Here is a 12,618-nt window from a genome sequence, read left to right as displayed (position 1 = left end):
GGCGTTAACAGTGGGGAAACCAACAGGATTTATGGATTATGAAAGACAGGACAAGACGGCAGAGACGCCGAAGGAAAGAATCAGGCATTTCCGTGAGTTCCATGCGCCTCTATCTAAAGAAGAACAGGAGCTGCAGGGGGCCAGGTGTATGGCCTGCGGGGTGCCCTTCTGCCAGTCGGGGCAAATGTTGAACGGGATGGCGAGCGGGTGTCCTCTGCATAATCTGGTGCCGGAGTGGAATGACTTGATTTATAACGGAAATTGGGAGGAGGCCTACGCGCGTCTTATTAAAACAAATAATTTTCCGGAATTTACAGCTCGTGTCTGCCCGGCACTGTGTGAGGAAGCCTGCACATGCGGGCTCCATGAAAAGCCTGTTGCAACGAAAGCAAATGAATACAGTATCATTGAAAATGCTTATGAACAGGGATATGCCCGTGCCTGCCCCCCTAAGGTAAGAACGGGAAAGAAGGTAGCAGTCATTGGTTCAGGGCCCGCGGGCCTGGCTGCTGCCGACCAGCTGAACCGACGTGGGCATTTGGTGACCGTATTTGAGCGGGAGGACCGGATCGGAGGCCTGCTTCGTTATGGAATTCCCAATATGAAGCTGGAAAAGCAGATTATTGACCGGAAGCTTGCAATCATGGAAGAAGAGGGCATTCAGTTTAAAACAGGCTGCAATGTGGGAAAAACAGTGAAAGCAGCAGACATTTTAAAAGAGTACGATAGAGTGATCCTGGCCTGCGGGGCTTCGGAACCGAGGAATATCAAGGTGCCGGGGCGTGATGCGGAGGGAATATACTTTGCGGTAGACTTTTTGAAATCTACAACAAAGGCCCTCTGGGCAAATCAGATGACACTGAAGGATGGCGCGTATATCTCGGCAAAAGGGAAAAAGGTTCTGGTAATCGGAGGCGGAGATACAGGAAATGACTGTGTTGGAACTGCTGTCAGGCACGGGGCAACGTCCGTACTTCAGCTGGAAATGATGCCAAAGGCGCCGGATCAAAGAGCGGATAACAACCCATGGCCGGAATGGCCGAAAGTCTGCAAGACGGATTATGGCCAGGAGGAAGCCGCCGCCGTGTTCGGAGCAGATCCCAGGGTGTATACAACTACGGTGAAAGAGTTCATTAAGGATAAAAAGGGGGCGGTGTGCAAGGCTTCGCTTGTGAAGCTGCAGGCCAAGATGGATGAAAAAACCGGCAGAATGATGATGGCGGAAATACCCGGGAGCGAATACAGCGTTGATGTGGATCTGGTGCTGATCGCGGCGGGATTTATCGGAAGTGAAAGCTATGTGACAAAAGCTTTTGGCGTTGAAGTGGATGAAAGGCACAATGTGAAAACAGCTCCAGACGGGTATGAGACGGCGGCAAAAAATGTATTTGCAACGGGAGATATGCACAGAGGGCAGTCGCTGGTTGTATGGGCTATCCGTGAGGGCCGCGAAGTGGCACGGGAGGTGGATTTGAGTTTGATGGGGTATACGAATTTGTCGGTGCAGTAGGAGGGGCGCGAAGTCCGAGGGGAAGCTTGCTTCAGCCGAGGCTGTGCATACTGGTTCTCTATCCTGTCCGTTCGCGAAGAAGCTGTAGACGAAAAAACAGGGAAAATGGAGGGTGCTTGCCGCAGTTGGCGGGAATGCTGATGCATTCCCGCCGCCGGCGGCAACAGAATTTGCTTCGGAAGCAAATTCTGCCCTCCATTTTCCCTGTTTTTTCGTTGACAGCTTCTAATGCTTACTCTATGGATAGAGAACCAGTATGCACAGCCTCGGCTGAAGCAAGCTTCCCCTCGGACTTCGCTAAGCGCTTCCGGGCGGGAATGAGGGGGACATCCCCTGCGGGGATTCATATTGGCGGCAGCGGATGGGATGTCGTATTGAGGGAAGGGGTGAGTTGTGTGGAGATTATGTTGCATCTTTTTCTTTTTGTTTAGCTTTTAGACTTTTAGATTTTGATTCTGAGGGGATTTGGTCTTGACATTTGTGGGGGAGGAGAGTAATCTAAATGTAGATCATATCTTGGTAGGTATCTGGAGTTTTTCTTTTTGGTCAGGGAATCTGAGAATCTTTTGTTTTTCCTTTTTTTGAATTTAGGGTTTGGGGCTGTACAATGGGTCTGATATTTTTTAGCGAGATTAAATAGTATGCTATGTATTATTCGCATGTTTATCTTTATTTAACGGGGAGATTTGGGCGCTTGAGAGACGGATCATTTTAGTATATTATTTTTTAATTTTACTGGATTTAGTATTGACATAATATATGGAATATGATATTATACATCATATAATTTAGTTCTATAAATTATTGATTTAATCGGTTATTTTCTTTTCGGTGTGTTGGGCACTGATTCGGATAAGTTCTTTTTCGTGATTTTATCCCAGGGTGTAGTTGAATTTTGTTTGTTATGTTTATTCTTTCAGGGCATTTTTTGTTCTGTCGCAGTATTTTTTTCGGGAATTCCCCGACTTTATTCCTTTTTAGGCTGATAGTGGCTTTGGGCCGTCAGGGACGGTTTTGAGCATAGTACTGTGGTTTTTGTGTGGATTTTAGTGCAGAGACTGCGGAATTTAAATGAAAGTGTGGTGATGTTTATTGATTGTCTGAATTTGCATGAATAGTCTGCAGTAACATGTTTAACTAAATGAGTGAGAAGTCTCCCGCCTTGGAAGGTGGAGAGAGGAATCACTTAAAACAAGATGAGCGGCAGTGGCGGGCGGTGAGAAATCGGTATCCCCACTGACATGAGGTCAATCTGCGCATCAATCTAAGATGTAGTCGTACTCTGTATAATTACCTTGCGCGGATAGAAATGGAGGATTTTGAATGAAAACATTTATGGAAGAATATGGTGTGATTGTCGTGGCGGCAATTGTGATTATGATTATTGTTGTGGCTGCGACGCCCCTTGGCAACAGTATTAAGCTGGGAATTACCGCTGCAGTGGAAAAGCTGACGACTGCACTTGGCACTACGGCATCTGTCGTAGGGTGATTGAGGGAAAGGAGAGCTGCCTGTGAAGGTTTCCAGGGAGGCTTGGAATTTAAAAGCAGAAAGTTTTGGGCCGCTGCTTCCCTATGTAATAGATCCGGATATCACGGACATTAATTTTAATGGGACGGATGTGTGGGTGGAGCATTTAAAGCGGGGGATTTATAAAGTTCCGGTACAGCTGCCGGCGGAATTTGTGAGCCAGTTCAGCATCAGAGTGTCTAATGTGGTTAGCAGCCAGATTAATAAGTATAATAATGTTCTTGAAGCGGAGACAGATATCCTTCGCATTTCGATTATTCACTCCAGTGCTACGAACACAGGCTATGCAATATCTATCAGAAAGACGCCTGCGGTGATGCGGATGTCTGTCGAGAAAATGCTAAAGGAGCAGTACTGTTCGGGAGAGCTTTTAATCTTTCTTATTAACTGCATCCGGGCCCGCATGAACATGGTATTCTGCGGACGTCCGGGGGCAGGTAAAACGGAGCTTTTAAAGTTTCTGACGCAATATATTCCAAAAGAAGAAAAGGTGATGACCATAGAGGACAACCTGGAGATACATTACAAGGAGATTAATCCGGGTTCTAATTGCGTGGAACTAAAGGTGGATGAGGAATTTTTCCCGTACACGAAAGCAATCAAGACTGCCCTGAGGCAGAATCCCCAGTGGGTTCTGCTTTCAGAGGCACGTTCGGTGGAGGTGAAATATCTGCTGGAGTGTTTTTCTACAGGACTTCATGGACTGACGACTCTGCATACGGACGACACGAGAAAGATCCCGGACAGAATCCAGAATATGATGCAGGATGCCTATGCTGCAACAAGGTTGGAGAACGACATCTACAGTTTTCTGAATGTAGGTGTGCTTCTTAGAAAAAAAGTGACAGAAAGACAGAAAGTTGTCAGGTTTATCGACCAGATATGTCTTTTTGACCGTATAGGCGAGCAGAATGTAAAATGCCTGATTGCGGAGGACGGGAAGTTTATATCCAGAGAAATACCGGAAAACGTAATGAAAAAGTTTAAGCTGGAAGATATTACGGCTCCATTTTCTGATATGGGAAGTATGCCGGTTAATATGCGGAGGAGAGGATGAAGAAGAAAGAGAGAGGAGAGGGAATCTGTTACCTGAATCCCGGGTATTTAAAGAGAACGGTGCGCAGATTCGGGTATCAGTTTTCGGCCCGCAGATATGTGGGGTACTTTTTGGGGCTGTATGGATGTGTGGCGGTATTAGCGTTTGCTTACAGGCTGAAACTGCCCAGTTTTATAATCATTGCCGCGGCATCTGCCTGTTTTGTGCCGGGGATATTTGCCATGACATACCGCAACTTATATGAAGCCCGGCTTTTTGAGGATGTTACCTCCTATATTGAACAGATGCTGTATTCTTTTAAAAGAAGGTCCAAGATACTGACGGCGCTTGAGGATACACTCGTTTTGTTTGAGGAGGGGGAGAGCCGTATGTATGATGCAGTACATAGCGCTATACGCTATATACAAAATGAAAGCGCGGGAGAAAATCTTTACCGGGAAGCATTTGCAATGATTGAAAAAGAATACGGATGCAGAAGGTTGTATAAAGTTCATGATTTTCTGATTGAGGCGGAGGCTGTGGGCGGGGATTTTACTGCCGCTGCAGATATCCTGCTGAATGACAGGAAACTCTGGATGGACAGAGTGTATGAACTGCAGAGAGAAAAGAAAAATGTGAAGGTTAAAATTACGATTGGCATCGGACTCTCCTTTCTGATCTGCGGCATGACCGTACTGATGCTTCCCAAAGAGTTTGGTATTACAGAAAATGTCGTCTCCCAGACCGTGACAACGGTAACGGTGCTGCTGAATATGCTGATCTGGTATATTGCGCAGAGGAAGCTGTCAAAAAGCCTGATCCGTGGAGAAGAGGGCCAGGGGGAGGAGACGGTAAAACGGCAATATGAATATGTTATGCACAGCAACAGAAAAAAGGCAAAGCGTAAGGCGTGGTGCATTGCCATCCTGCTGATTCCGGTGAGTGTTCTTATGGCTTTGTACGTTGGCCTGCCGGCGGCGGTGCTGTCTGTGATTATGGCAGCGCTTATGGCGGGTCAGCCTGACCGCAGATACAGAATTTCATTGAAACATGTGGCAAGAGAGGTGGAAAAGTCATTTCCAGAATGGCTGATGAGTATGTCACTCCATCTGCAGACCGATAATGTACATGTTTCCTTATCAAAATCGATTCCTCATGCCCCGGCAATACTAAGAGAAGAACTGAATATTCTTCTCGCGGGGATTGAAGAAAAGCCGGATTCAGTACGCCCCTATCTTTCGTTTATGAAGCAGGTGCCGCTTCCCGATGTGACTTCAGCAATGAAGGTTTTGTATTCAATGGCAGAATTCGGCGCCTCGGATATCGGCGGTCAGATAGGCCCTCTGGCTGAAAGAGGAGCTGTAATGACAGATAAAGCGGAGCGGCTCAGGACAGAGGATTATATTGCAGGAATCAGTTTTCTGATCCTGCTGCCAATGATAACAGGTGTATTAAAAATGCTGGCCGATCTTGCGCTGGTTGTAGTTTACATTTTATCAGCGGTGAATCATGCCGGCTGAGAGGAGGGGATTGAGTTATGAAAGAATTTCTGGAAGAGTATGGAGGCATCATTGCAATCTCAGTTATGGGTTACGCAGTGATGTCCGGATTGTGGGATATTTTGAGAATGATCTGTGAGACTGGGGGATAGAAGCCATGCGGTATTCCTTATGGATATGGGAGTGATGAAATATGAAAGAATTTCTGGAAGAGTATGGAGGTATTATTACCGCTTGTATTTTGAGCCTGATACTACTGGGAACAATGGCAGATCTGCTCGGAGCGGATGGACAGATTTCATATCTGTTTGCCGGATTTCTGGAAGGACTTGGGCCGATGCGGGGGTAAGAGTATTTGAAGGAGGTGTCTGCGGGTGAAAGCTGTGATCGGAGAATATGGAAAAGTGATTATTCTGGCGGTTGTTTTGGGAATGCTGGTTCTGTTCCTGTTCGGAAGGGGGAATCATGGCTTTCTTGGAATGATTTCTAAGGCAAGGCCGGAGGCAGCTGTGGGAAACGAGGACTCATTTGCCATGGCACAGACTGTATTTTCGCGCAAAGCCCCGGAGCTCTCTGTCTCGGTAAGAAAGCTGCAAAAAGGCAGGGAATATAATCTGCTGGACAGCGGCCTGTTTGAGATCAGGGCGGTTAATCCGGAAGGGGAGGAGGTGCCTGTTACGATTGTCAAATTGACAGCTCCCGGGCAGCAGGATATTACAGGGGAGACAGATCCCCGCAGGTTTGTCCCTTCTATAAGCGGGGAATATCAGATCACATATCGTGCAGAAGAATCCTTTCAGGGAAGTATCAGGGCAAAAGAAAAGAAATATTCTGTCCTGGTTGACTAAAGAGATCTTGTGTAAGGTATATGGACAGAAATAAAAGGGACGGAAAAGAAGTCCCAAAAGAAAAGAGGACAGAGGATGAAAGGTGCGGTGGAGACAATGATGGGGATGATTATGATCGCATTCATGGCCGTGCTTAGCGCAGCCTATATCATGGCATCCCTGAACACCCAGAGTGCGCAGAATTACCATTCTGCGGTAGTGGCAGAGGTCGAAGCAGGGGACTTTACAGACCCTGTAATACGGAGCTGCAGGCAAAAAGCACTGGAAAACGGATATACGGATTTATTAGTCGAACCGATGACAAGCGTAGACAGCGGGAAATTTGCAAAAGTGACGCTGACTTATGACTATACTCTTCCTGTGCTGAACTTGTTTTTAGAGCATCAAATAGTAGGATATGCAAGATGAAAGAGGGGAAAAGCCAGCGGATGCTTTGTGAAAAAGCACCCCGTAATGTCTGCCGGCTGGGGGTTAATAAAAAAGAAAGGGGAAGGTATGAAGAATGCCGTAATAGGCTTTTTTATGATTGTAATACTGGTAATTTCTTTAGCAGCCATTCAGACTGCAGAGAACAGAACTACCAGAAAAAATGAACTGGACAGCAGTCTTAGCGAAGCCATGGAACAATCAATGAAGATACTGACAGTAAATCCTGTATATCATATTGAGAAGGAGTCCGGTTCGGACGAATTTACTGCAGATTTTATTCAGGGTTTTCTTATGAAAACAACGAGTAATTCTGAGTTTACGGTAGAGATATTAAATGTGGATGTCGAAAAAGGCCTGCTGGATGTCAGAGCCAAGGCCAGATTCAGGCAGATAATCGGATATGGTGAGGTATCCTGCCGCAAGACAGTGATATTGGAAGAGCTCGAAGAAGAGAAAGAAACACCCTGTTATATTTCATTCTTCGCAGAGAAGCCTGCCAAGGAGAAGGATACGGAAAGCAGCTATGTTTTGAAGAAGATCAGCGTACACTTTGGTGACAGGCTTAGTGCGGCAATGCTGCCGGAAAGCGGATTGGAGAAGAAAGGATATATTTTCCGCGGATGGAAAATGACAAAACCGGTAAACGGGATCGGGATCCTGTACGGCAATGAGAATATAAACACATTATGTGTAGGAGATGATATGGAATTTCAGGCTGTTTATGAGCAGGAGGAAGTTTTGTAGATGAAAAAGAAGAGACGCATAACAATACTGGTTACTGCGGCAGTAATTTTGTCTCTCTGTGCCCCCATATCCCTGCGTGCACAGGAAGAGCCGGTAAGAATGGGCACAGAGGAGACGGAAATACCAGATAAAATCGTGGGGGCCGGCGAAGAAAGTCAAACTGTACCGGAAGAATCTGATGAATCAAATGAACAGCAGCCGCTGCAGGATATTGCTTCATGGTTTGAGGAAACATTACAAGGGCTGCTCCTTATGGAAGAACCTTTAAAAGTACTGGAAAAAGCAGACGAAAAGGAGCGGGAATTATTTTTAAACAGAATAACTGTCAGGGAGCATTTAGAATTCACTATCGTATATAAATATCTGCTGCTCACGGCCGTTGCGGAGGATACATCTTTTTCCGAGAGTATGCAGTCATCGGATGAAATGACGGAAGCAGCATCCGGGAAGACAGGGCATATTCACTTTCTGCGGGAGCTGTTGATGAAAAATAAAGATACAGATCCGGGACAGGAGGATATAGAGGATATTCAGTGGAGGGAGGAGATAAAACAAGAGGCTTTCCGTATATTTCGTGAAGGCATGGAAGAAAAGGCTGCTGCCAACGGGGAAGAATCTGCAGAATATCATGATTTTCAAGAATATACAGAGTATCTCCAGACACAGACTTATGCAGATATCATTGGACTTGCTGATGTCTTGGAAAAGATGCAGTCTGAAAATGAGCCGGAAGCAACGGAAGCATATGAGGCCGCACTTAACCGGCTGGATGAGATTTACAGTACGAAGCCGGAAATAGCTCCAAAGGTACAGATAATCTGCGGTATCCAGGATTATGATGTAAAGAAAAAGGAGCCGTATCTGACCGTTACGATATCGGATCAGGAGCGTGCTGATGTCATAAAATTGCTGCCCCCAAATTTGGAAGTTTTGCTGGAAGAGGATTCGGACATAAATGAGAAAGAAACTGACAAGAAAGAAACTGATCAGGAAGATACTGATAAGAAAGATTCTGATAAGATAGAAAAGGACAAGAAAGATACTGGTCAGGAAGAGATTCTTAAGGATGCCGCGTCCGAGGATAAAGATCCGAAGGAAACAGAGCCGTCGGAAAAGACAGTCAATGTTACATGGGAATGCGCAGAAGATATTGAACATACGGAATATGAACAGTATACATATACGGCGGTTCCCCAGGAAGGGTATGAATGGAGTGAAGAACTGCTTAAGGGGGAGGAAGACGGGCTCCAGGCCCTGCCCTATGCCAGGGTCATTATAAAGCCAAAAGAGACTGCAAATGTCATGGCAGCCCGTGCCGCAGCGAGCGTCAGTTATAGGGCGTACTGCCAGAACGATGGATGGAAAAGCTGGAGTGCAGGCGGCGCCACTGCAGGCACGATCGGAGAAAATAAGCGGTTGGAGGCTTTGCAGATAAAAATGTCCGGTGACACGAATCTTGGTGTCAAATATCAGGTTCATGTACAAAACAACGGATGGATGAGCTGGGTAAACGGCAGCGGTACAGCAGGCACTACAGGACAGTCGCTGAGAGTGGAAGCAGTCAGGGTTTTGCTGACCGGGGCCAGCGCAGGCTCCTATGATATTTATTACCGTACATACTGCGAATCATATGGATGGCTGGACTGGGCAAAGAATGGGCAGGCAGCCGGTACAGTGAATCTTGGAAAACGCATGGAAGCCTTTCAGGTGAGAATTACAGCAAAAGGCGGGGCCGCACCCGGAACAACTGCTACTCCATTGAAGACAGATGCTGCTGCAAGGGTCGGCAGCAATTACTACAAAACATTTAATGAGGCATTTGATGCCATGCCGGACGGAGGATCTATGTACGTAATAAAAAACTGTTCGGCAACACATATAACGACCAGAAAATCCTTTTCGATATTCCCGGAGGAAAGAAACGTTAAAGTAACGTTCAACGAAAGTACGCTGATACCTGCCGGCATAATCTCTACAGAAGAGGGCTGGAGGGGAAGTCCTACCTGGAATTTCAGCGGCAATGGCGGGTATACAATAACATTTGATGCGAATGGAAAAGGCTCATCGGGTGTAATAGCAGCATACGGTGCAACGATCAACCTGAAGAACGGCTCCAGATTTACGAACTCTGCAGGCAATGGTGTATGGAACGACATGGGAATTACAAACGTTTATGACGGAGTTTACATTTATAATAATAAAGCGCATGGAATTGCAACCTGCAACACGGTCAATCTATATGGCGGCAGCATTTACGGCAATTCTTATGATGGTATCCGTTCACAGAAGGTGATCAATATGTCCGGCGGTAATCTGTACAATAATGGTGAGTGCGGCGTGCATGTGGGAGACGGCGCGTGTATCTTTACGTTGACCGGAGGAACGATCCATGACAATGTAGATGGCGTGGGTAATATAGACGGCAATGGAACTATTAATATCAAGGGAGGCAGCATCTACAGTAATACCCGCCATGGGATTTCTGCCAAAGGAAAATCATTGAGTATATCAGGCGCAGCCGTTATCCGAAACAATAAAGGCATCGGGGTGGCAGTCCATGGAGGGGAAGCAGCGGTTCAAAATGGAAAAATATATGAAAACCAAAACGCGGGAATTGCAAATAAGGGCAGCATGAAGTTAAGCGGAGGTGAAATCTTTTCAAATTCGAATGCAGGCAGTGGAGGCGGAATAGCCAACAGCGGAACCTTAAGCATCAGCGGGGGGAATGTTCACGATAACTCGGCCGTAAACGGGGGCGGAATAGCAAACAGCGGTACGCTGGCATTGACAGGAGGCAGCATCACGGGCAATTCGGTTTCCGGAAGTGGAGGCGGGATTTGTCTGTCTGGGGGGACGCTCAGGCTGACCGGGGGTACCATTGCAAAGAACAAGGCGAAAAACGGAAATGGTATATACCATAACGGCGCTGTCTTCCAAATGGGCGGAAACGGTGCAGTAGATGCGGGGAATGATGTATATCTACAGACAAATAAGTATATTACAGTAACATCAGCCCTAAAATCTTCGCCTGCTGCGGTTCTGACACCGTCAGGCTATAGCAATGGCAGAAAGGCGGCGGAAGTTGCATATGGCACTAAAAAGGGCAGTTTGCAGTATGCCAGGTACTCATTAACCCCAAAAGGCGGATACTGTCTTCGTCCGGGAGACATGCAGGCATCCGGTGCAAACACGGAGGCGGCAGATATTGTGCTGAGCACGAAGTATACGATTCAATATCATAAAAATTATGATGGAGAGGTGGCGAATGTCCCGAAAAGCACTCCGAAATACTGGTATGAAAATGCAGGAATAGCAGGAGAGGTTCCATCTGAAGGGAGAATAAAATTTCTGGGCTGGTCCGAGAATGCTGCAGCGGAAAAACCTGCCTATAAGCCAGGAGATGTCTTAAGCGCATCTATTAATCGAAATATCACACTGTATGCTGTCTGGGGAACCAAAATCCAGGTGAGCTATGATGGAAACGGAAGCGATGTCCAAAAGGAAAAGTCAGAAGAAATAACCCTGCAGGAGTGCATGAAGAATGGCGGCTACCTTATACATAAAAATAAAGGATATACGGATTATATCAGAAAGGGATACAAATTTGCAGGCTGGGATGTTTCTGCGGGGGCTCCCGTTCAGGCAGTAAAATATCCTGACCAAAAAGAGAACAGGGTAAAATTTGAAGAACTGATGGATATTGCTGAGGCGCAGGCGAAGACTCCTTTGTCAGGAGAAAAGACTGTTCAGCAGGTGCGCTTATATGCACTCTGGGATAAGTTTCCCGAAATCACTGCAGAAGGAATACAGGAATTCTTCGAAGGCACCGAGGTTACCAGGGACATGCTCCTGGCAAACATAAAGGCACAGGATCAAGAGGATGGAGACATAACAAAAGACATCCGCATACTCGGAATCAAATATCAAAAAGGAAGGCTTCGGGATGGACAGAAACAGGAGGCGTATGAAGTACGGTGGAAGGACGGCATGCCAGAGGATAAAAAGTTGGATACTTGGTTTTTAGAGCTGGATGACAAAGATTCACCTGTGGAACACCAGATTATTTACAGTGTGAAAGACAGTGCTGGCAATGAGACAGTACGAGAATGGCCGGTTAAGGTAAAGTATAATGAATTTCCTGTGATAGAGGCCGAGGATAGGTATTTTACACTGGAAGAGGCAAAGGAAGGCAGAATAACCGAAGAAGTGTTGCTGAGAGGCGCTATAGAATCTGGGGCCCTTACGGTGAAGGATAAGGAAGAGGATGAGCGATATCCCGGCAGAATGGAACAGGCAGTAAAACTCGAAGATTTTCATCCGGAAGAATTTACAAGATTTGAAGATTCGGGTTATATCGTAATTACTTTTTCGGCCAAAGACAGTATGGGACCGGGCGGGGAAGGCAAAGAGACTTTCAGGCAATGTACGGTACATATTGTAAAAGACGGGGAAATAACGTCGCCGGAGCCTTTAAAATACGTGCGGTTTATCAACAGAGAATATTACGAAAAGAATCTGAATGCACAGAATGAAAATACAGGAAAAGAAACCGGGAAACCGGAGTCAGAAACCGCTTCAGGAGAACTGCAAAACGGCGGCCTTTACTCAAATTCCAAGTGGTATAGGATTCCGGAATTCAGAGCATTGCTGTCTGGTGCATGGGATGAAGAAAAACCAGCAAGAGAGGTATGGACTTTTAAAAATACAGATGTAAAAAATATAAAGAGTTATGTGGAAGAGCATGGGATAGGAAACAGCCAGGAGCGGACATCGCTTCTGAGGTTCCATGAAGAATTCAGCCATTTGAGAGTCTTGTAAGCGCTTCTTTACTGGCTGCAGACCAGATGGTAACGGCGAATTGTTACTTCCCACACCCCAAGGGCGCGAACAATAATGACGAATTTCTAAAATATTACAAATATGTTAAAATTATATTGCATTTTATTCAGTTATCCTTTATAATTTAGTCTATGTAAGCATAAGACGAATTTTGACGAGTCCTCTGCATATAATATAGTTTCT

The 12,618-nt window shown here is 46.0% G+C and carries 9 protein-coding genes; all 9 read left to right on the top strand.

Annotated features, from left to right (window positions below; translation table 11 throughout):
• Positions 1-10 precede the first annotated feature (10 nt).
• The 9 genes from BN1938_RS00525 to BN1938_RS00495 all read left to right on the top strand — a co-directional run bounded on the left by BN1938_RS00525 (position 11) and on the right by BN1938_RS00495 (position 12,414).
• Positions 11-1,510, top strand: a complete 1,500-nt coding sequence (locus BN1938_RS00525) for a glutamate synthase subunit beta (RefSeq protein WP_050638726.1) — start codon at positions 11-13, stop codon at positions 1,508-1,510.
• Positions 1,511-2,833: 1,323 nt separating this feature from the next.
• Positions 2,834-3,001, top strand: a complete 168-nt coding sequence (locus tag BN1938_RS23580) for a hypothetical protein (protein WP_167702491.1) — start codon at positions 2,834-2,836, stop codon at positions 2,999-3,001.
• 22 nt (positions 3,002-3,023) lie between these two features.
• Entirely contained in the window at positions 3,024-4,097 is a 1,074-nt protein-coding gene (locus tag BN1938_RS00520; protein ID WP_050638725.1) for an ATPase, T2SS/T4P/T4SS family, read from the top strand.
• The gene (locus BN1938_RS00515; RefSeq protein WP_050638724.1) at positions 4,094-5,596 is read left to right on the top strand and encodes a hypothetical protein; all 1,503 of its coding nucleotides are present in this window, start codon (positions 4,094-4,096) and stop codon (positions 5,594-5,596) included. The genes BN1938_RS00520 and BN1938_RS00515 overlap by 4 nt, the downstream gene beginning before the upstream one ends.
• Positions 5,597-5,768: 172 nt before the next feature.
• Positions 5,769-5,924: a hypothetical protein gene (locus BN1938_RS23575; RefSeq protein WP_167702492.1), complete on the top strand. Its 156-nt coding sequence runs from the start codon at positions 5,769-5,771 to the stop codon at positions 5,922-5,924.
• 25 nt (positions 5,925-5,949) lie between these two features.
• Complete coding sequence (locus BN1938_RS00510; RefSeq protein ID WP_050638723.1) at positions 5,950-6,423, top strand: hypothetical protein; 474 nt, start codon at positions 5,950-5,952, stop codon at positions 6,421-6,423.
• Positions 6,424-6,498: 75 nt separating this feature from the next.
• Positions 6,499-6,831, top strand: coding sequence for a hypothetical protein (locus tag BN1938_RS00505; protein ID WP_050638722.1), 333 nt, complete (start codon positions 6,499-6,501; stop codon positions 6,829-6,831).
• Between the two features lie 87 nt (positions 6,832-6,918).
• On the top strand, positions 6,919-7,596 hold the full coding sequence (locus tag BN1938_RS00500) for a hypothetical protein (RefSeq protein ID WP_070102388.1): 678 nt from the start codon (positions 6,919-6,921) through the stop codon (positions 7,594-7,596).
• A complete protein-coding gene (locus BN1938_RS00495) occupies positions 7,597-12,414 on the top strand; it encodes an InlB B-repeat-containing protein (RefSeq protein WP_050638720.1) in 4,818 nt (1,605 codons plus the stop codon). It abuts the gene before it with no gap.
• Positions 12,415-12,618 lie beyond the last annotated feature (204 nt).

Source organism: Eubacterium sp. SB2 (genome assembly GCF_001244405.1).
Classification (GTDB): Bacteria; Bacillota; Clostridia; order Lachnospirales; family Lachnospiraceae; genus Faecalicatena; species Faecalicatena contortus_B.
This window is presented reverse-complemented; position numbering and strand designations above follow the sequence as displayed.